Origin of the sequence: Vogesella oryzagri, assembly GCF_040148885.1 — a bacterium.
GTDB classification, from domain to species: Bacteria; Pseudomonadota; Gammaproteobacteria; order Burkholderiales; family Chromobacteriaceae; genus Vogesella; species Vogesella oryzagri.
In genome coordinates this window covers 329950-350359 of record NZ_JBEFLD010000001.1, presented here as the reverse complement: position 1 = coordinate 350359, position 20410 = coordinate 329950, and the positions used below count along the sequence as shown (strand labels likewise).

Sequence of the window (20410 nt, the reverse complement as noted above, 5' to 3'; positions counted from 1 at the left end):
TCCTTTACACACGGGTACAGGGGGTTTTGCCTGTACTTCTTTAGAACACGCGATTATCCGACCATTAGCCGGAGTTGGCAAGGGGCAATTGCAGCCATGCCCCCTGCCGCGATGCCTTGCTCAGGCACGGCGCCAGCTGGTACCGGCGGCGCTGTCTTCCAGCACGATGCCGGCGGCGGTCAGCTCGTCACGGATGCGGTCGGACTCGGCCCAGTTCTTGGCCGCGCGCGCGTCCTTGCGCGCCTGGATCAGCGCTTCTACTTGCTCGGCGCTCAGGCCGTCTTCGCCTGCCTCGCCCTGCAGGAACACTTCCGGGTTGCGCTGCAACAGGCCCAGCACCCCGGCCAGATCCTTCAGCAGGCGCGCTTGCGCCAGATCACCACTCTTGTTCACTTCGCCGGCCAGATCGAACAGCACCGCTACTGCCTCAGAGGTGCCGAAATCGTCATCCATCGCCGCCTTGAAGCGCGCCGCGTACGGGTTGCTCCAGTCGATGCCGGTCGATGCCGGCAGCGTCAGGCCGCGCAGCGCGGTATACAGCCGGGTCAGGCCCTGTTTGGCGTCGTTGAGGATACCGTCGGTGAAGTTCACCGGGCTACGGTAGTGGCTGCGCACGATGAAGAAGCGGATCACCTCGCCATCGAAATGGCCCAGCACGTCGCGGATGGTGAAGAAATTGCCCAAACTCTTGGACATCTTTTCGCCATCGACATTGATGAAGCCGTTGTGCAGCCAGTAGTTCACGTACTGCTGCTCGTTTGCCCCTTCGCTCTGCGCGATCTCGTTCTCGTGGTGCGGGAACTGCAGGTCCTCGCCACCGCCATGGATGTCAAAATGCTCGCCCAGGTGATGACAGCTCATCGCCGAGCACTCGATATGCCAGCCCGGACGGCCGGCACCCCAAGGGCTCTGCCACTGCGGCTCGCCCGGTTTGGCGGCTTTCCACAGCACGAAGTCGTGCGCGTCGCGCTTGTTCGGGTCCACCTCGATACGCTCGCCGGCACGCAGGCTTTCCAGCGTCTTGCCGGACAGCTTGCCGTAACCGGTAAACTCGCGCACCGCGTAGTACACGTCACCGTTGGCCGCCGGATAGGCCTTGCCACGCGCGATCAGCTTGCTGATGATGTCCTGCATGCCACCGATGTGCTGGGTGGCGCGCGGCTCAAAGGTTGGCCGCAGCAGACCCAGCGCCCCGGTATCGGCGTGCATGTCGGCGATGGTTTCTTCCACCAGCGCCTCCGGGCTGATGCCGCGCTCGGCGGAGCGCTTGATGATCTTGTCGTCGATATCGGTGATATTGCGCACGTAAGTCACCTCGTAACCGGAGGCGGCAAACCAGCGATAGATAACGTCAAAAGCGGTCAGCATGCGCGCATGACCGATGTGACACAGGTCATAGACAGTCATGCCACACACGTACATCTTTACCTTGCCGGGTGCTATCGGTTTGAATACTTCTTTTTGGCGGGTCAGTGTGTTGTAGAGATTGAGCATGGCGGGGGTATGGCCTGTTGCGTTGTCGACAAAACGCCATTGTAGCAAACCCGTCAAGCCCGCCACAGTCGGCGGCGGAACAGTTTCACGCCGCGGCTATCAATAGACCATTCCACACAATAAGGAGAAATGATGGATTGGAGTCAGGAATTACTCGGCAGCACGATCTGGCTGGGCGAGGCAATGGCGATCACGCTGTTGGCCAGCGCGCTGGCAATCTGGCTGCTGACACGCTTTACCGTGTGGGGGCGTCAGTTCTGGCGCCTGGCCGGCGACTTTTTCCAGCCGGCCAAAAATGGCTGGCGCCCGCTGCTGGCCATTTTGCTGATCCTGCTGATCACCCTGGCCGGCGTGCGCGTCAACGTGCTGTTTTCCAACTGGTACAACGGCATGTACACCGCGCTGCAGAAGTGGGATGCCAAGCTGTTCTGGACCTCGATGTGGATTTTCGCCGCCCTGGCAACGGTACACGTTGGCCGCTCGCTGCTGGAATACTACCTGCAGCAGGCGTTCGTGATCCGCTGGCGCCAGTGGCTGAACGAAAGCATGCTCAAACGCTGGTTGAACCGGCAGGCCTACTATCGCACCGCCCACCTGACCAACCCCAGCGACAACCCGGACCAGCGTATCCAGCAGGACATCGCCAGCTTCGTGTCCAGCTCGCTGTCGCTGTCGATGGGGGTGATCGACGCACTGGTGTCTACCTTCGAATTCACCCTGATCCTGTGGGGGCTGTCCGGCGTGCTGACGCTGCTCGGGGTGGACATCCCGCGCGGCATGGTTTTCATGGTCTACATCTACGTGATCATCGCCACCGTGCTGGCCTTCCGAATCGGTAAGCCATTGATCCGCCTTAACTTCCTCAACGAGAAACTGGGGGCCGATTATCGTTACTCGCTGATTCGCCTGCGCGAGTATGGCGAGAGCGTGGCGTTCTATCGTGGCGAGGCGGTGGAAGGCCGTACCCTGCGCCATCGCTTCGACAACATCATTGATAACGTGTGGCAGATCGTGTTCCGAAGCCTGAAATTCAGCGGCTTCAACCTGATTGTCAGCCAGACCGCAGCGGTGTTCCCGTTCCTGATCCAGGCCAAGCGCTTCTTTGCCAAGCAGATTTCGCTGGGCGACATGGTGCAGACGGCGCAAGCCTTCGGCCAACTACAGGGCAACCTGTCGTTCTTCCGCAGCGCGTATGACAGCTTTGCCGAATACAAGGCGGTGCTGGATCGTCTCACCGGCTTCATGGACGCAGTGGAAGCCGCCGCGCACCTGCCACAGCCCACCCACACTCTGCGCGACAGCGGGCTGACCCTGCACGGGCTGAACGTGCGCCGCCCAGACCAGCAACCGCTGCTGAGCAAGCTGGACCTAACGCTGGATGGCGGACAGGCATTGCTGATCCGCGGCCCATCCGGCAGCGGCAAGACCACGCTGCTGCGTGCCATCGCCGGCCTGTGGCCGTACTGCGACGGCCAGATGCAGCACCCATGGCCCGACCAGCTGCTATTCCTGTCGCAGCGCCCTTACCTACCGCTAGGCACCTTGCGCGATGCGCTGTACTACCCTAACCAGGCCGGCCATGACGACAGCGCCGCCATGGCCACCCTGCAGGCCGTGCACCTTGGGCACCTGACCACCAAGCTGGATGTGGACACAGACTGGAGCCACACGCTGTCGCTGGGCGAGCAGCAGCGGCTGGCCTTTGGCCGCCTGCTGTTGGCCGCACCGCGCGTGGCCTTCCTCGACGAGGCCACCTCGGCCATGGACGAGGGGCTGGAAGACACCCTGTACCGCCTACTGCGCGAACGGCTGCCACACACCACGCTGATCAGTGTTGGCCACCGCAGCTCGCTGCTGGCGCACCACGACCGGCAACTGCTGCTGCAGGGCGGCGGCGGCTGGCAACTACAAGCCTGCTAAGCCCGCTTGCGGATACACCACGGCCGGATGCCATGCCTCCGGCCGTTTTGCATGCAGCGGCAACCGCTACCGCACAAGCTAGCGTGCCGCCCGCAACACGCCACCCGCCGGATGTTGCCCGCCCGGCCGCCGGCCATCGCCGCATCACGTCACCGCCACACAGCAGCAACGGCTCTCGGCTGACCACAGCCATTGCGGCCAACCTTTGCGCGGCCCCGCCCGTGGCACCGCACTTGACAGCACCAGCCACGGCACCCACAATTCAAACTTAAGTTTGTACAACAAACATTTGTTAAATGACCGAACGCGAACAACAAATCCTCGCCATCCTGCGCGACGAGCCGCTGATCCCGCAGCAAGAGCTGGCCGAGCGCCTGGGCATCAGCCGTTCCGCCGTGGCCGGCCACATCATGAACCTGATGCAGAAGGGCCGCATCCTGGGCAAAGGCTACATCCTGGCGCAGCAGCAGTATGTGCTGCTGATCGGCGGCGCCAATATGGACATCTGCGGCAGTACCCAGCGCACGCTGCACAGCGGCGACTCGACCCCAGGACGCATCCGCTGCTCGCCCGGCGGTGTGGCACGCAATATCGCCGAGAACCTGGCACGGCTGGGCAACGACGCCCGCCTGCTCGCCGTGGTCGGCGACGACCTGTACGGCCGCACGCTGCTGGATGCCAGCCACAAGGCCGGCGTGGACGTACGCGACTGCTGGATATTGCCGGACGAAGCCACCTCCACCTATTTGTCGCTGCACGGCCCGGACGGCGATATGGCGGTGGCCGTCAACGATATGGACATCCTGCAACGACTGGGGCCGGAGCGGCTGGCCGACAAGCTGGAGCGGCTGCGCAATGCCGCCGCGCTGGTGATCGACTGCAACCTGCCGGAAGACTCGCTGCAGTGGATTTTTGCCCACCGTGGGGACACCCCGGTGTTTGCCGACACGGTATCGGCACACAAATGCCAGCGCCTGCGGCCGTGGCTGGCCCACATCCACACCCTGAAGCCCAACCGGCTGGAAGCGGAGACCCTCAGCGGCCTGCCGCTGCACTCGCCCGCCGATGCCGGCAAGGTCGCCGACTGGTTCCACCGCCAAGGGGTACAGCAACTGGTCTTGAGCCTGGGCGAACAAGGCACCTGCTGGAGCCACATCGATGGCAGTCGCGGCCAACTAGCGGCCACGCCCATCAGCGTGGTGAACGCCACCGGCGCCGGCGACGCGCTGATGGCCGGCATCGTGCACGGCCAGCTGCAGGGCTGGCGCCTGGCCGATAGCCTGCCGTTTGCCCAGGCCTGCGCCGCGCTGACGCTGGCCTCCCCCGCCACCAATCACCCCAGCCTGTCCACCACCGCGGTGGCCAACTGGCTGGCCCAACATGCCTGACACGGAAGCCAAACCATGAACACCACGCCTTACCTCGACATTCACCCGGACGTGGCCGCCGCGCTGGCCGCCGGCAAACCGGTCGTCGCGCTGGAGTCCACCATCATCTCGCATGGCATGCCCTACCCGCAGAACGTGGAAACCGCGCTGCGCGTGGAGGCCGAAGTGCGTGCCCACGGTGCTGTGCCGGCCACCATCGCCATCATCGACGGCCGCCTGAAGGCTGGCCTGAGCCATGACGAGATCGAGCAGCTGGGCAAGGCCGGCCGCGAGGTGGTGAAAGTCAGCCGCCGCGACCTGCCCTTCATCGTGGCAGCCAAGCGCACCGGCGCCACCACCGTGGCCTCCACCATGATCATCGCCGCCATGGCCGGCATCCGCGTGTTCGCCACCGGCGGCATCGGCGGCGTGCATCGTGGCGCGGAAAAAAGCTTCGACGTGTCCGCAGACCTGCAGGAACTGGCGCAGACCCCGGTGGCGGTGGTATGCGCCGGCGCCAAGTCCATCCTGGACCTCGGACTGACGCTGGAATACCTGGAAACCCACGGCGTACCGGTGATCGGCTACCGTACCGCGCGCCTGCCGGCGTTCTTTACCCGCGACAGCGACTTCGGCGTGGACTACCAGCTGGACGAGGCCGCCGACATCGCCGCGGCGATGCAGGCCAAGTGGCAACTGGGGCTGCAGGGCGGCATGGTGATTGCCAACCCCATCCCCGAGCAATACGCGATGCCGCGCGACAAGATCGACGCCGCCATCGAACAGGCGCTGCGCGAAGCTGGCGAGCAAGGCATCGGCGGCAAGGAATCCACCCCCTTCCTGCTGGCCCGCGTCTGCGCGCTGACCGGCGGCGACAGCCTGGCGGCCAACATCCAGCTGGTGCTCAACAACGCCAGGTTGGCCGCAGCCATCGCCAGCGCCTACTGCCAACAGCGCTGAGCCAAGCACACTTCCCCGCCGCGCAGGCACCGCCGTGGTTGGCAGTGCCTGCGCAATCGCGGTAGCATCCCGTGTTTGCATTCACTTGAAACAGAATGCCACCCAACCATGCGAAAGGCATTAGCCACGCAGCTGGCAATCGCCAATGGGCTGGCCCTATAGTGAAACCACTTGCCTTGCACACTCGGGAGAAAGCAGGCTCATGAACGTAGGTATCGGTTACGCCATCGCGCTGGTCTGTATCTTTGGCGCCTACATCATTCACGGCGGCAATCTGGAAGTCATCATCCATGCCTTGCCGACGGAATTGCTGGCCATTTTCGGCGGCTCGCTGGGCGCCTTCGTCGTTACCAACCAGGGCAAGACCCTCAAAGCCGTCAAAAGCGCCCTGCCGACCCTGTTCAAGGGTTCGCGCTACACCAAGGCCCGCTACATGGACCTGCTGGGCATGCTGTTCGAGATTCTGGTCAAGATCCGCAAAGAAGGCCTGATGTCGGTGGAAAAAGACGTGGACGACCCGCACAGCAGCCCGGTGTTTTCCAAGTACGAAGCCATCTCCAGCGACCATCACATCATGGATTTCATCACCGACTACCTACGCATCATGGTGTCCGGCAACCTGAACGCGATGGAAATTGAAAACCTGATGGATATCGAGATCGAAACCCATCACCACGAAGGCCACGCGCCGGCGGCCGCCATTACCCGTCTGGGCGATGCACTGCCGGCCTTCGGTATCGTGGCGGCGGTGCTGGGGGTAGTGAACACCATGGGCTCGGTTGGCCAGCCACCGGCAGTGCTGGGCGGCATGATCGGCTCGGCGCTGGTGGGTACCTTCCTGGGCATTCTGCTGGCCTACGCCTTCGTCGGCCCGCTGGGCACCCTGCTGGAGCAGAAGCTGGACGAAAGCTCCAAGGAATTCCAGTGCATCAAGACCGTACTGCTGGCCAGCATGCAGGGCTATGCCCCGCAGACGGCAGTGGAATTCGGCCGCAAGGTGCTGTACTCCACCGAGCGCCCGAGCTTTGCCGAGCTGGAAGAAAGCATCAAGAGCAAGAAATAAGCCGGCAGTTTATTGCCCCCACAAGGCGCCCCATGCGGGCGCCTTTGCTTTTCTGGCCACGCCGATTGACAGCGCCCGGCCCGGCTTTTTAAATGGGCGACCTTTCCCGCCCGGACCTGACATGACCTCCCTGCTTGCCACCTGGCAACCGCGCTGCGCCGAGCTGGCCCGCCAGCATGCCGACGACGATGGCGCCCACGACCTTAACCACCTGCAACGCGTATGGCGTACAGCCCAGCAGCTGCTGGCCAGCCACCCCGAGGCCGATGCCTTGGTGGTAATGGCTGCCTGCTACCTGCACGATCTGGTCAACCTGCCGAAGAATCACCCCGAACGCCAGCTGGCCTCGCGCCAGGCCGCGGCGCTGGCCAGCCGCGAGCTGGCCGCGCTGGGCTTTCCTACCGGCAAGTTGGCCGCAGTGGCACACGCCATCGAAGCGCACAGTTTCTCCGCCAATATCGCCCCGCAGACGCTGGAGGCGCAGCTGGTGCAGGATGCCGATCGGCTGGATGCGCTGGGCGCAGTGGGGCTGGCGCGGCTGTTCTACACCGCCGGGCGCATGAACAGCCGGCTGGCCCACCCGGACGACGTACTGGGCAGCCGCCGCGCGCTGGACGACCGCCAGTACGCGCTGGATCACATCGCAGTAAAGCTGGCCACGCTGCCGGCCAGCATGCAAACCGAAGCCGGCAAGGCACTGGGCGCAGCCCGTCTGGCCTGGCTATACCAGTTCCGCGACGACTTTGTCGCGGAATGGGGCAACTGACAGCGCCTGCGGCCAACCCTGGCTGCGGCACTGCCCCCCCACCTGCGCACACAGCCACACAGAGGGCAGCGCGGTGGGACTTGCACACATAACAACACCTGACAGAGCAATATGGACATTCAGAACCTGATCAACAGCATCGCGCACGATGTCGAACCCTACCTGGCCCAGGGCCGGCCAGCCGACTACATCCCGGCGCTGGCGATGGAAAGCCCGCAGCAATTCGCCATGGCGGTAGCCACGCTGGATGGCGGCCTGTACGCCACCGGCCTTGCCGACAAGCGCTTTTCCATCCAGAGCATCTCCAAGGCCTTCATGCTGGCGCACACGCTGCAGCGCCATGGCGAAGCCTTGTGGCAGCGAGTGGGCAAGGAGCCATCCGGTAACCCGTTCAATTCGCTGGTGCAGCTGGAGTACGAACACGGTATCCCGCGCAACCCGTTCATCAATGCCGGCGCGCTGGTGGTAACCGACATCGCCATCAGCGAGTTTGGCGACAGCAGCAGCGCGCTACGGGACTTCCTGCGCGAGGAAAGCGGCGAACCGGCCATCGACTTCGACTACGTGATTGCCGCCTCGGAAGCCGAGCACGGCCATCGCAATGCCGCGCTCGGCCACTTCATGAAAAGCTGCAACAACATCACCGGCGGCGTAGAACCGCTGCTGGCGCATTACTTCCGCGCCTGCAGCATGCGCATGAACGTGCGCGAACTGGCACGCGCCGGCCTGTTCCTGGCCAATCACGGCGTCTCTCCGGTCAGCGGCCAGCAGCGTCTGAGCCGCAGCCAGGCCAAGCAGGTCAACGCCATCATGCTCACCTGCGGCACCTACGACGCTGCCGGCGAGTTCGCCTACCGCGTCGGCCTGCCATGCAAGAGCGGCGTCGGCGGCGGCATCCTGGCCGTACTGCCGGGCAAGATGAGCATCGCGGTGTGGAGCCCGGGGCTGGACGCGCGCGGTAACTCGCTGGCCGGGCTGGAGGCGCTGGATCGTTTCACCACCCGCAGCGGTGAGTCGGTGTTCTAGCTCCGCGACAAGGTTGGCCGCATGCGGCCAACCTTCAGCCAGCCGCCACCACATGAAAAAAGCCTGCATCATGCGATGCAGGCTTTTTGCTGAGCGTGGCTGGCGTCAGTCTTCCAGCACCGCCGAGGTATACACCTCTTGCACGTCATCCAGGTCTTCCAGCGCATCCAGCAGCTTCTGCATGCGCACGGCGTCGTCACCGGCCAGCACGCTTTCGTTCTGCGGACGCATGGTCACTTCGCCGTCCTCGGCCTTGAAGCCGGCGGCTTCCAGCGCAGCCTTGATGCGGCTGAATTCGTATGGCGGAGTGATCACCTCCAGCGAACCGTCGTCGTTGCTGACCACGTCGTCGGCACCGGCTTCCAGCGCCGCTTCCATCAGCGCGTCTTCATCCACGCCCGGGGCGAACAGCATGTAGCCGCAGTGCGTGAACTGGAACGCCACGCAGCCATCGGTGCCCATATTGCCGCCGTACTTGGAGAAGGCATGACGCACGTCGGCCACGGTACGGGTCTTGTTGTCGGTCAGACAGTCCACCATCACGGCGGCGCCGCCAATACCGTAACCCTCGTAACGGCACTCCAGGTAATCCACGCCTTCCAGCGTGCCGGCGCCACGGTCGATGGCACGCTGGATATTGTCCTTGGGCATGTTGGCATCCCAGGCTTTATCCACTGCCAGACGCAGGCGCGGGTTGGAGTCGATATCGGCGCCGCCCATCTTGGCGGCAACGGTAATTTCCTTGATCAGGCGGGTAAAGATCTTGCCGCGCTTGGCGTCGGCGCGTTCTTTCTTGTGCTTAATGTTCGCCCATTTGCTGTGGCCAGCCATAAAAGCCTCGGTATATCAATGGTTTACGGCCAACACAACGGCAGGCCGGGAAATAACTAACGCGACATTCTAGCAAAAAGCTAGGGCGCCTTCAGCAGCGCCGCAATAAACTCGAATGCCTCGCGATAAATCTGGCTCACCGCCGGCTCCAGCAGCGGCAACGCCAGGTACAGCGCAAAAAAGCCGATCATCAGCGTCAGCGGGAAACCGAAGGTAAAAATATTGAACTGCGGCGACGCGCGTGTCATCACGCCAATGGCCAGGTTCACCACCAGCAGGCAGCCCACCACCGGCAGCGACAGCCAGATACCCCAGGTAAACAGCTTGCCGCCCCAGATCGCCACTTCGCGCAGGCTGTCCACCCGCAGGCTGGTGCCGATCGGAAAGGTCTGAAAACTGTCCGCCAGCGCGGAGATCAGCACGTGGTGGCCATCGAAACTCAGGAAGATCAGGGTAGCGAACACGGTCAGCACCCGCGATACCGCCGGCACCTGCGACGAATGTTGCGGATCAAAAAACATGGCAAAGCCCAGGCCCATCTGCGTCCCCATCAGGAAACCGGCCATTTCCACACCGGTAATCACGATGCGCATTGCCATGCCCATGATGATGCCGATCAGCAGTTGCTGAATCACCAGCAAGGTGCCGGCGGCAGACAGCACCGGAATCGCCGGCAGTGGCGGCAGAATCGGCGCCAGCAACAGGGTCAGCATCAAGGCGAAGCCAGCCTTGTAGCGGCGCGGAATGCTGCGCGAGGACAACAGCGGTTCGGACAGCATCAGCCCGACGATGCGGGCAAACGGCCACAGGAAATACGCCAGAAAGGCACTGATCTGGGTATCGCTGAACGTCAGCATGCGTCAGTCACGCTCAGCCGATGACGCTGGGGATGCTCTGGAACAGCCGCGTCATGTAATCCAGCAAGGTGGTCAGCATCCACGGCCCGGCCAGCACCAGCACCAGAAACATGGCCAGCAGCTTGGGGATGAAGGTCAGCGTCATTTCGTTGATCTGGGTCGCCGCCTGCAGAATACTCACCAGCAGACCCACCAGCAACGACACCGCCAGCGGTGGCGCCGATACCAGGATCAGCACATACAGTGCGTTCTGTACCAGGTTGATGACGGTTTCTGGAGTCATAGTGTTACCTCAGCGCCCGGCAAAGCTCTGCACCAGCGAACCCAGCAGCAGGGTCCAGCCATCCACCAGCACGAACAGCATCATCTTGAACGGCAGCGAGATGATCACCGGCGACACCATCATCATCCCCATTGCCATCAGGATGCTGGCCACCACCAGATCGATAATCAGGAACGGAATGAACACCATGAAGCCGATCTGGAACGCGGTTTTCAGCTCGCTGACCACAAATGCCGGCACCAGTGTCTTCAGCGACACGTCGGCACGCGTGGCCGGTGGCGGCGACTGCGAGATTTCGATGAAGAACGCCAAGTCCTTCTCCCGCGTCTGCGTCAGCATGAAGGCCTTCATCGGCTTGGCCGCCTCGTCCGCCGCCTGCTGGAAGGTAATCTTGTCCTCGGACAGCGGCACCCAAGCCTTGGTGTACACCTCGTCCAGCGTCGGCGCCATCACGAAAATACTCAGGAACAATGCCAACCCCACCAGTACCTGGTTGGGGGGGGACTGCATGGTACCCAGCGCCTGGCGCAGCAACGATAGCACGATGATGATGCGGGTGAACGAGGTCATCATCAGCACCATGGCCGGGATGAAGCTCAGCCCGGTCATCAGCAGCAGCATCTGCAGGCTGAGCGAATAGTTCTGCCCGCCCCCCGGCGACGGCGTACTGGTCATCATCGGCAGCCCGGCGGCCCACACTGCCGCCGGCAGCAGCGACAGCAGCAGACCGAAACTCAACTTCCATTTCATTTGTCGCCGTCTCCCTGGCGCTTGCGGGCCTTGTCCATCGCCGCCGCCAGCCACTGCGCAAACGGCGGGTTGGCCGCAGGCTGGCCGGCGTCATAGCCAGCCGGCTTGGGCATGCTCTTGAGCAGGTTGACGTTGCGGGAGGTGACCCCCAGCACCAGCCACTCTTCTGCCAGCTCCACGATCACCACACGTTCGTGCGGCCCGACCATGACGCCACTGACCACCCGCGCCGGCTGAAAACGGCCCAGCATGGCACCCATCGAAAAGCGACGGAACAGCCAGGCAATACCGACAATGGCCGCCAGCACCAGCAACAAGCCAAAGATCACCTGCAGCATGCCCCATAACGGCGACGGCCCCTCGGTGGGAGGGGCCGCCAGCGCCGGGGCGGCAAGCAGCAAACAAAACAGGATACGCAGCATGATTATTTTTGCAGCCGGCGCAAACGCTCGGCCGGGGTAATGATGTCGGTCAGGCGGATACCGAATTTGTCGTTGACTACCACCACCTCGCCCTGGGCGATCAGGCAGCCATTCACCAGCACATCCATTGGTTCACCAGCCAGGCCATCCAGCTCCACCACCGAACCTTGCGCTAGTTGCAGCAGGTTGCGAATGGCAATCTTGGTACGCCCCAGCTCCACGGTAAGCTGCACCGGGATGTCCAGGATCATGTCCAGGTTCTGTGGCACCGATTGCGCGCCACCCGCTGCCGAGAAATCCGGGAACAGCGCGCTGGCAGGCTTCACCTCGGCAGCAGCCGTTTCCACCTGCTCCTGTTCGGCCATGGCCGCGGCCCAGTCATCCATGACATCGTTGCTGTCGCCATCCACGGCGCCGGCAACGGAATCCGGGTCAAAGCCTTGTTCTTCAGCCATCTTCGTTTTCTCCATTCGGCATATCGGCCAGGTCGTGCGCCCCAGCCAGGATTTCTTCCACCTTCAGCGCGTAATTGCCCGCAACCGTGCCGTAACTGCAGGACAGCACCGGAATGCCCGAAACATCGGCCACGATTTTCTCCGGCACCTCCACCATCACCACATCGCCCTGCTTCAGATTGAGAATCTGCCCCAGCGTGATCTTGGCTTGCGCCAGAGTGGCGACCAGCTCCACTTCCGCCGCCTGCACCTGGCGTTGCATCAGGTTGACCCAGCGATTGTCCACTTCGGTACGGTCGGCCTGCATGGTGCTGGACAAGATGTCGCGCAGCGGCTCGACCATCGAATACGGCAGGCAGACATGGAAGTCCCCGCCACCAGCACCCAGCTCGATATGGAAGGTCACCGCCACCACCACTTCGGTAGGCGTGGCAATGTTGGCGAACTGGGTGTTCATCTCGGAGCGGATATAGCCGAACTCGATCGGATACACCGGCTCCCACGCCTTCTGGTACTCGGCGAACACCACTTCCAGCAGTTTCTGGATGATGCGCTGCTCGGTGGGGGTGAAGTCGCGCCCCTCGACGCGCACGTGGAAGCGGCCATCACTGCCAAACAGGTTGTCCACCACCAGGAACACCAGGTCCGGGTCAAAAATCAGCAGCCCGGTACCGCGCAGCGGCTTGATGTGCACCAGGTTGAGGTTGGTGGGAACGACCAGATTGCGGATGAACTCGCTGTACTTCTGTACCCGTACCGGCCCTACCGAGATTTCGGCATTGCGGCGGATAAAGTTGAAAAAGCCGATACGCAGGTTGCGAGCAAAACGCTCATTGATGATTTCCAGCGTCGGCATACGGCCACGGACGATACGTTCCTGCCGACCAATATCGTAGGAACGTATCGAACTTCCGTCGCCGGAATCGCCATCATCTTCCTCTTCCCCGGTAACGCCCCGTAATAGCGCGTCTACCTCTTCCTGGGACAGGATCTCGTCGGCCATGACTCAGCTTTATTGTTGCTGGATGATGAAGGAAGTGAACAGCACGCCTTCTACCGGTTCGGTATCGGCAGCATCCATGGCTTCGTTCATGATGCGCTTGATCTGCGCACGCAGTTTTACCTTGCCATCGGGTGTCGCCAGCTCTTCCTCGCCCTTGGAGGACAACAGCAGGATCACCGCGCTGCGGATCTTGGGCATATAGGCCTTGAAGTTATTCTTGGCTTCTTCGTCCGCCAGCTCCGCCTGCATTTCCACTTGCAGCATCGGTGCCGTTGGTCCTCCGGTCAGGTTGACCACAAAGGAATCCATTTTTTCAAAAATGGGCGGACCGTCCTTCTTCTCTTTCTTGGGCGCCGCTTCTTCAGCGTGCGCAGCAGACGCCGCATCCGGCGCATGCGACTGCCCCAGAATCAGATACGCAGCCAAACCACCAATGGCGGCCAAAAGCACCACCAGCAGCACGATGACGATCATGATCAGCTTCTTGTTGCCACCTGCAGGCGCGGACGCCGCAGCTGCCTTGGTTTCTTCCTTTTTTTCAGCCATCTCTTGGTCAACTCGCTAGCGGGAAATTATTTCGACTATTTTCTCCATTTCCACGCCTGTTGAACAGGGCTGCTATAGAAAAGCTGTCACGCGCGAATACTTAATTGCTCGGAAACGGCTGCCGCCACGCTGCCAGCCAACGAATCGCCGCTCAACGCCGGGACGCCCGACTCAGTTTGCGGCAAGAATGGCTCCTGCTGCTGGCCACGGTGTTGCCCCTGTTGCTGGCCCTGCTGCCACTGGGCGCCCGAATCACGGCCCTGTTGTTGCTGCGATTGCGAGCTTACCTCGACGCTGCCGACCTGAATGCCTGACTGCTCCAGCATCTTGCCCAGCTGCGGCAAGCCGCTTTCTACGATTTCACGCGCCGCATGGTTGGCCGCAACCACGGAAATCCGCGCTTTGTCCTGCGGATCAAAGGTAATGGAGATATCCAGCGGCCCCAAGTGCTCTGGCGACACTTTTATGCTGGCGGAATCGAGCTTGAACTGCACCAGATTGCCCAGCTTCTCGGCAAACTCCTGCCGCCAGGCACTACTGCCCGGCGTCATCGGCTGGCGAATTTCCTGCCAGTTATCGTGTCCGCGATGCGGCAGCAGGCTGTTGGCCGCCTGGGAAAGCATGCTCTGGCTGCTATCGGTCTGCGCAATGGCATTGCCGTCGCTCAGCTCATTCACATCGGTGTGCTGTTCAGGACGGAACAGCAGCCGGACATTGCTCGGCAACACATCACTGCGGCGTGCGCCATCTGTCGCCGGCGGAGTCGCAGGCGCTGATTGCTGTTGCAACGCTTCAGACAGCCGGCCTAGCGCCTGCTCGATACCTTGCTGGCCCGGCGCTTGCGGTTTAGCCGCAGCAGCCTTGTCACCGGCGGTTTGCTGCAGATGCAGCGCATTGAGAATCTGGGCCGGCATGGCAGCCTGATCCGGCAAGGCCTGATCGGCAAATGCTGCCGCCTCTGGCAATTGCTGCCGGCTACCGGCAAGTTGCTGCTGCGGGTTGTAGCCCTGCATCAGCAGCTGCAGCGCGGCCATGGCATCCGCCCCCGGCTGCACCGCCAAATCTCCGCTAAGCGCCTTATCATCACCACCGGTCAGCAAGTCACCCAGCGTAGATGACAGGCCGTCTTCGGCACTGCCGGCAGGCTGCAGCTGGGAGAGCAGCATCGTGAAAATACTATTGTCGGCCGGCTGCCCGGCGGCAGCCGAGCTGGCGGTCGGTGCCGATGGCACGGCCTTGTTGGCAGGAGAAATTGCATGGGCCATGTTGAGCGCCCCCAGAGACAGGATGCCTCCATAAAGCAGGTTGCGTGCCAGCTCTAGTCAGGCTTTTTCAGGCGTGCGGAAAACTCGTCCAGCGTCTTTTGTTCGCGCCGTTTCTGCGCCAGATCGGCACGCTTTTGCTCGCGTTTTTGCAGCACTTCGTAAGACTTGAGCTTGCGCCGCTCCTGCAGCCAGCCCTGCTTTTCCACCGCGAAGCGCTGCAGGCTCCGCTCCAACTCCTGCTGCTGCTGCGCGCGAGCATCGTCCAGTTTCTGCATGAACAGCCGGTAGTCTGCCCACTGCGTCACCGACATGCCCACCTGCCCCTTGTGCAGCATTTGCTGCTGGTAATCGGCGATGAAGCTGTCCAGCTGCTGCAACGTCTGCTGTGCCTGCAGCTGCTGTTGCTGCGCCTTGCGCATGCGTTCCGCCGCGGCGTCCACACGATCACCGGCCAGCCGCAGTAGCAGTTCAAACTTGCTCATGGCTTACTGGCTCCACATCAACCGGCAAGGGTATCGCCCAGCAGGCTGCTGCAGGTAGAGAAATCCACGTTTTCATGCATGGACTGGGTCAGGAAGGCAACCAGCTGATTATGGCGACGGATGGCCTCGTCGAGCATGGGGTCCGAGCCCGGCACATACGCGCCAACGCTGATCAGGTCGCGACTGCGCTGATAGCGGGAGAACAGCTGCTTGAAGCGCCGCGCCGAATCCATGTGTGAGCGGCTAACCACATCCACCATCACCCGCGAAATGGACTGTTCGATGTCGATAGCCGGGTAATGCCCGGACTCGGCCAGCTCGCGCGACAGCACGAAGTGACCATCCAGAATCGCCCGCGCCGAGTCGGCAATCGGATCCTGCTGGTCGTCGCCTTCTGACAACACCGTGTAAAAAGCGGTAATCGAGCCACCGCCGGCTTCGCCGTTACCGGCACGCTCGATCAGCTGCGGCAGCTTGGCAAATACCGACGGCGGATAGCCCTTGCTCACTGGCGGCTCGCCGATGGCCAGCGCAATCTCGCGTTGCGCCATCGCGTAACGGGTAACCGAATCCATCAACAACAGCACATCCAGCCCCTGTGCGCGGAAGTACTCCGCCAGCGCCGTGGCGTAGGCCGCGCCGTGCAGGCGCATCAGCGGCGGCATGTCGGCAGGCGCCGCCACCACCACCGCGCGCGCCAGCCCCTCCTCGCCCAGGATGTTTTCGATGAAGTCCTTGACCTCGCGGCCACGCTCACCGATCAGCCCCACTACCACCACATCGGCGCGGGTGAAGCGCGCCATCATGCCCAGCAACACCGACTTACCGACACCGGAGCCAGCAAATAGGCCCAAACGTTGGCCGCGGCCAACGGTCAGCAGGCCATTGATGGCCTTGACGCCAACGTCCAGCACATCGTGTACCGGGGTGCGGTGCAAGGGATTAAGCGGTTGGCTGTACAGTGGGAAATAGGCATCGGGAAACACCGGTCCCTTACCATCCAGCGGCCGCCCCAAGGAGTCGAGCACGCGCCCGAGCAGGCTGGCCCCTACCGGCACCTGGCGCCCCAGCGGACCATTGAGCTCGGCCTTGACCGTGCTCTGCTGATAATCCGGTGGCTGAAACGACACCACCGGCTTCACCGGCGTCCCCGGCAGCAGGCCCTGAATATTGGTCAACGGCATCAGAAACAACCGCTCTTCGGCAAAACCGACGACCTCGGCTTCCACCACATGCCCTGGCGCCACTTCCACGCTGCAGGCGCTACCCACCGGCAGCCGCAACCCGACTGCCTCCATCACCAAGCCGGTAACCCTGACCAGCTGGCCTTGCACCTGCCACAGTGGCACTTGTGCTGCCGCCTCACGGCAGGCCTGCAGGTAACGGCGCTGTGCGGCCAACAGTTCAGACATCGCCCGCTCCCAGCGCGCGACGCAGCACCTGCAACCGCTGTGGCAGCCCCAGATCCAGCCGGCGCTGGTTGGTTTCAATAACACAACCACCGCGCGCCACCGCTTCGTCCGCCAGCCACTGCCAGCTCACGCCGGGATAGGCATCGCTCGCGAATGCCTGAATCACCGCGATGTCTTCCGGGTGCGCCTTTACTCTTGCCTGCAGCAGGCCAAGCCCCAGCTCATCCAGCGCTTGCTGCAGCAGGGGCAGAATGGCCGCACGCTCCAGCTCGATATGCGTGGCGACGATACGCTCGGCCAACTCTACCGCCAGGGTCAGCACGTCGCCGGATAGCGACTCACCCAGTAGCGACAGCTGCTGCTCAAATGCCCGCTGCAACTCGGACAATGGTTGCCAGTATTCGGTAAAGCGCGCCGATGCCTCCTGCAATGCCTGGCCGGCACCTTCGCTACGACCTTGCTGCAGGCCACTCTGCAGACCTTCCTGATGTCCGGCATCAAAACCGGCTTGCCACGCCTCCTGGTGAATTGCCTCCAGCTCCGCTGCCGTGGGATAGGCTGGCGGCGCCTCCTCTGGCTCGGCCAGTTGCGACGGCAGATCAGCAACCTCCGCCGGCACTACCTGCGACGGCTCCAATGCAGAAACCCCCTCTGCAGGGGGTTCGCTGATGTCAGGCTGTGACTCAGGCTGCGGTGTCCCGGGCTGCGCCCCCAGCTCACCAAACCGCCAGGACTGCCACTGGCCCAATGCCTCGGCCGGAATTACATTGTTATTCGACAAGGCCTTCGTCTCCACCCTTGCTTGCTAGTACGATCTGACCTTCGTCGGCCAGTTTGCGCACGATCTTGAGGATTTCTTTCTGCTCGGCTTCCACTTCCGACAGCTTGACCGGCCCTTTGGACTCCAGGTCGTCACGCAGCATTTCCGCCGCACGCGACGACATATTGCGGAAGATCTTGTCCTTGAGCTCCTGGCTGGTGCCCTTGAGTGCGATGACCAGCGAGTCGGACTGTACTTCGCGCAGGATGGTCTGGATCGAGCGGTCGTCAATTTCCAGCAGGTTGTCGAAAACGAACATCTTGTCCTGAATGCGCTGCGCCAACTCCGGATCGTATTCGCGAATGTAGGACAGCGCCGAGGCCTCCACGTTGGAGCCGAGGAAGTTCAGGATTTCCGCCGTCATGCCCACGCCACCGGCGGCGCTCTTCTTGATGCGATCAGAGCCGGACAGCAACTGGGTAAGCACATCGTTCAGTTCGCGCAGCGCCTGCGGCTGCACCCCTTCCAGCGTGGCGGTACGGATCAGCACCTCGTTGCGCAGCCGCTCCGGGAAATACGCCAGGATCGCGCTGGACAGATCGGGATCCAAGTGCACCATGATGGTGGCGATAATCTGCGGGTGCTCGTTGCGGATCAGATCTGCCGCCGAGGACGGGTCCATCCACTTCAGGCTTTCGATACCGCTGTGGTCGTTGCCCTGCAGAATCTTGTCCAGCAGGTTGGCCGCCTTGTCCGGCCCCAGCGCCTCGATCAGCACATTGCGCAAGTATTCGTCAGTGGCGCCAAAGTTAGCGCGGGCAGCATATTCTTCCTCGAACTGCCCCACCACCTTTTCCACTTCGTCATGACTGAGGTTGCTGAGACCGGCCATGGCCAAGCTCAGCTTCTGCACTTCCTTCGGCCCGAGGTACTTGAAAACCTCGATCGCCTCGGCCTGCCCCAGGCTGAACAGCAGCACGGAGCTGCGACGGATACCGGCATCACTCATCGGACGCAATCCATTCTTTTATGATCTGAGCCGCCATACGCGGATCGGCTTTCACCAAATCACGCGCCGCCTGAATATTGGTTTCGTACTGGCGGCGCGACTGTTCTTTCGGATCCAGTGCATCAAACGGCACCTCGCCGCTGGTTGCAGCCATGCCCTCCCCCTCTTCACCGGCTACGGCCAACAAGCGGCCACCGGTCGCGGCTGCGGTCTCTTCACCCTCTGGCAAGGCAGGGGCAGGCGGCTTGACCACGTCGCGCATGATCGGGCGCACCACACCGAACAACAGATACAGCACCGCAATCAGCAGTAAACCGTACTTGACCAGATTACCGGCATTCTCGGAGGCATATTCAACCAGGCGGTCCTTCGCGGACACCACTGGCACCGCCTCGGCAAAGCTGGCATTCACCACATTGACCGAGTCGCCACGCTCCTGATTATAGCCAACGGCCTCTTTCACCAGATTGTTAATCTGCTGATACTCGCGCTCGGACATCGGCGTCGGCTTCGACTCGCCATTCGCATCCGGCACCATTTTATAGTTCACCACTACTGCGGCAGTCAGGCGCTTGATATTGCCCTGCGGCAGCTTGGTGTGCTGAATGGTCTTGTCGATTTCGTAGTTGGTAGTGATCTCGCGATGCACGGCACCGGAAGCATTACCCATCGGCAACCCGGACAAGGTCGCCGTGCCTGGCGCGGCGCCCGGCGGCAGGGTCAATGGGGCCGATGCCGCGTTTGGCGGCTGATTGGTCATCGCCCCCGGCACCCCGGATGGCAGGCTTGCCTCTTTGCCCAGCGATTCGACGATCTGCTGGCTGCGGGTAGCCGAAGGATTGGGCGTGGAGTTGGGGCGATACGTCTCCGAGGTCTGCTCCACCTCGGAAAAATCTACCGTCGCGGTTACCTGGGCACGGGCGTTGCCCTTGCCAAAGATCGGCTCCAGAATGGTTTCCACCCGCTTGGCGTAATCGGCCTCAATCTGGCGGATATAGGCGAGCTGGCGACGGTCCATGCCGGAGTTGCCGTTCAGATCCGGCAAGGCTGACAGCAAGTTGCCATCCTGATCGACAATGGAGACATTGCCTACCGGCAAGTTGGGCACCGAACTTGAAACCAGGTGCAGGATACCGGCAATCTGTCCGGCATCCAGAATGCGCCCACCACGCAGTGTCAGCATCACCGATGCCGTCGGCAGCTGCTGGTCACGCACGAATACACTTTGCTTGGGCATCGCCAGGTGCACCCGCGCGCTGTCCACTGCCGCCACCGACTCAATGGTGCGCGCCAGTTCGCCTTCAATGGAACGCTGGTAGTTGACCTGCTCGGCAAACTGGCTAATGCCGAACTTCTGCTTGTCCATCAGCTCGAAGCCGACGCCCCCCGCCTTGGGCAGACCTTGCGACGCCAAGCGCAAACGTGCGTCATAGACCTTGTCATTGGGCACCGAAATGACACCACCGTCACCCAACTGGTAAGGAATATTCATCTGCTGCAAAGCAGCCGTTATCTGACCACCATCACGGTCGGCCAGCCCGGTAAACAAAATCTTGTAACTGGGTTCACGATTGAATGCCATTAGTGCAATGGCAATGGACAACACTGCGGCAACCGCGGTGAAGAGGAGGATCTTGCGATTATTTGGGAGAGCATTAAAGCGCGCCGTCATTTCATTGACGCGCACTCTCCAGGCAGGCGTAGCGTTGTCTACCAGATCAGCCATACAGTGGTTGTTT

General features: G+C 62.2%; 21 protein-coding genes. 6 read left to right on the top strand and 15 right to left on the bottom strand.

The annotated features are described in order from the left end of the window. Positions 1 to 120: 120 nt before the first annotated feature. Complete coding sequence (gene cysS / locus ABNW52_RS01765) at positions 121 to 1494, bottom strand: cysteine--tRNA ligase (RefSeq protein WP_349583166.1); 1374 nt, start codon at positions 1492 to 1494, stop codon at positions 121 to 123. Positions 1495 to 1623: 129 nt separating this feature from the next. On the opposite strand from cysS, the gene ABNW52_RS01760 reads away from it, so the two are divergent. From ABNW52_RS01760 to ABNW52_RS01735, 6 genes are all read left to right on the top strand, one after another. After that, positions 1624 to 3414: an ABC transporter ATP-binding protein/permease gene (locus ABNW52_RS01760; RefSeq protein WP_349583164.1), complete on the top strand. Its 1791-nt coding sequence runs from the start codon at positions 1624 to 1626 to the stop codon at positions 3412 to 3414. A gap of 296 nt (positions 3415 to 3710) precedes the next feature. Further along, positions 3711 to 4802 carry a PfkB family carbohydrate kinase gene (locus tag ABNW52_RS01755; RefSeq protein ID WP_349583162.1) on the top strand — a complete coding sequence of 364 codons (1092 nt, stop codon included), beginning with the start codon at positions 3711 to 3713 and terminating at the stop codon, positions 4800 to 4802. Positions 4803 to 4817: 15 nt separating this feature from the next. Then, complete coding sequence (locus tag ABNW52_RS01750; protein WP_349583159.1) at positions 4818 to 5741, top strand: pseudouridine-5'-phosphate glycosidase; 924 nt, start codon at positions 4818 to 4820, stop codon at positions 5739 to 5741. A gap of 202 nt (positions 5742 to 5943) precedes the next feature. Beyond that, positions 5944 to 6804 (top strand): flagellar motor stator protein MotA, encoded by an 861-nt coding sequence (gene motA / locus ABNW52_RS01745; RefSeq protein WP_349583156.1) that lies wholly within the window; start codon positions 5944 to 5946, stop codon positions 6802 to 6804. A 121-nt stretch (positions 6805 to 6925) separates the two neighbouring features. After that, entirely contained in the window at positions 6926 to 7570 is a 645-nt protein-coding gene (locus ABNW52_RS01740) for an HD domain-containing protein (RefSeq protein WP_349583153.1), read from the top strand. Between the two features lie 111 nt (positions 7571 to 7681). Next, complete coding sequence (locus ABNW52_RS01735; RefSeq protein WP_349583150.1) at positions 7682 to 8596, top strand: glutaminase; 915 nt, start codon at positions 7682 to 7684, stop codon at positions 8594 to 8596. A gap of 105 nt (positions 8597 to 8701) precedes the next feature. Here the strand turns inward: ABNW52_RS01735 and ABNW52_RS01730 are convergent, their stop codons facing one another. The 14 genes from ABNW52_RS01730 to fliF all read right to left on the bottom strand — a co-directional run bounded on the left by ABNW52_RS01730 (position 8702) and on the right by fliF (position 20397). Further along, positions 8702 to 9427, bottom strand: coding sequence for a YebC/PmpR family DNA-binding transcriptional regulator (locus ABNW52_RS01730; protein WP_349583147.1), 726 nt, complete (start codon positions 9425 to 9427; stop codon positions 8702 to 8704). 80 nt (positions 9428 to 9507) lie between these two features. Further along, positions 9508 to 10284 carry a flagellar biosynthetic protein FliR gene (fliR, locus tag ABNW52_RS01725; protein ID WP_349583144.1) on the bottom strand — a complete coding sequence of 259 codons (777 nt, stop codon included), beginning with the start codon at positions 10282 to 10284 and terminating at the stop codon, positions 9508 to 9510. Between the two features lie 13 nt (positions 10285 to 10297). Beyond that, complete coding sequence (gene fliQ, locus ABNW52_RS01720) at positions 10298 to 10567, bottom strand: flagellar biosynthesis protein FliQ (RefSeq protein ID WP_349583141.1); 270 nt, start codon at positions 10565 to 10567, stop codon at positions 10298 to 10300. Between the two features lie 9 nt (positions 10568 to 10576). Continuing rightward, positions 10577 to 11317 carry a flagellar type III secretion system pore protein FliP gene (gene fliP / locus ABNW52_RS01715; RefSeq protein ID WP_349583139.1) on the bottom strand — a complete coding sequence of 247 codons (741 nt, stop codon included), beginning with the start codon at positions 11315 to 11317 and terminating at the stop codon, positions 10577 to 10579. After that, entirely contained in the window at positions 11314 to 11739 is a 426-nt protein-coding gene (gene fliO / locus ABNW52_RS01710; RefSeq protein ID WP_349583136.1) for a flagellar biosynthetic protein FliO, read from the bottom strand. The genes fliP and fliO overlap by 4 nt, the downstream gene beginning before the upstream one ends. A 2-nt stretch (positions 11740 to 11741) precedes the next feature. Continuing rightward, entirely contained in the window at positions 11742 to 12194 is a 453-nt protein-coding gene (fliN, locus tag ABNW52_RS01705) for a flagellar motor switch protein FliN (protein ID WP_386106709.1), read from the bottom strand. Beyond that, positions 12187 to 13197 (bottom strand): flagellar motor switch protein FliM, encoded by a 1011-nt coding sequence (gene fliM, locus ABNW52_RS01700; RefSeq protein WP_349583133.1) that lies wholly within the window; start codon positions 13195 to 13197, stop codon positions 12187 to 12189. The genes fliN and fliM overlap by 8 nt, the downstream gene beginning before the upstream one ends. A gap of 9 nt (positions 13198 to 13206) precedes the next feature. Beyond that, on the bottom strand, positions 13207 to 13743 hold the full coding sequence (locus ABNW52_RS01695; RefSeq protein WP_349583131.1) for a flagellar basal body-associated FliL family protein: 537 nt from the start codon (positions 13741 to 13743) through the stop codon (positions 13207 to 13209). Positions 13744 to 13829: 86 nt separating this feature from the next. Next, the gene (locus tag ABNW52_RS01690) at positions 13830 to 15008 is read right to left on the bottom strand and encodes a flagellar hook-length control protein FliK (protein WP_349583128.1); all 1179 of its coding nucleotides are present in this window, start codon (positions 15006 to 15008) and stop codon (positions 13830 to 13832) included. A 53-nt stretch (positions 15009 to 15061) separates the two neighbouring features. Further along, complete coding sequence (gene fliJ / locus ABNW52_RS01685; protein ID WP_349583125.1) at positions 15062 to 15490, bottom strand: flagellar export protein FliJ; 429 nt, start codon at positions 15488 to 15490, stop codon at positions 15062 to 15064. Positions 15491 to 15507: 17 nt separating this feature from the next. Further along, on the bottom strand, positions 15508 to 16902 hold the full coding sequence (gene fliI, locus ABNW52_RS01680) for a flagellar protein export ATPase FliI (protein WP_349583123.1): 1395 nt from the start codon (positions 16900 to 16902) through the stop codon (positions 15508 to 15510). Continuing rightward, a complete protein-coding gene (locus ABNW52_RS01675; protein ID WP_349583120.1) occupies positions 16895 to 17539 on the bottom strand; it encodes a FliH/SctL family protein in 645 nt (214 codons plus the stop codon). Before ABNW52_RS01675 ends, fliI begins: the two co-directional genes overlap by 8 nt. 133 nt (positions 17540 to 17672) lie before the next feature. Continuing rightward, on the bottom strand, positions 17673 to 18671 hold the full coding sequence (gene fliG / locus ABNW52_RS01670) for a flagellar motor switch protein FliG (protein ID WP_349583118.1): 999 nt from the start codon (positions 18669 to 18671) through the stop codon (positions 17673 to 17675). After that, positions 18664 to 20397 carry a flagellar basal-body MS-ring/collar protein FliF gene (gene fliF / locus ABNW52_RS01665; RefSeq protein WP_349583116.1) on the bottom strand — a complete coding sequence of 578 codons (1734 nt, stop codon included), beginning with the start codon at positions 20395 to 20397 and terminating at the stop codon, positions 18664 to 18666. The genes fliG and fliF overlap by 8 nt, the downstream gene beginning before the upstream one ends. Positions 20398 to 20410: the final 13 nt, after the last annotated feature.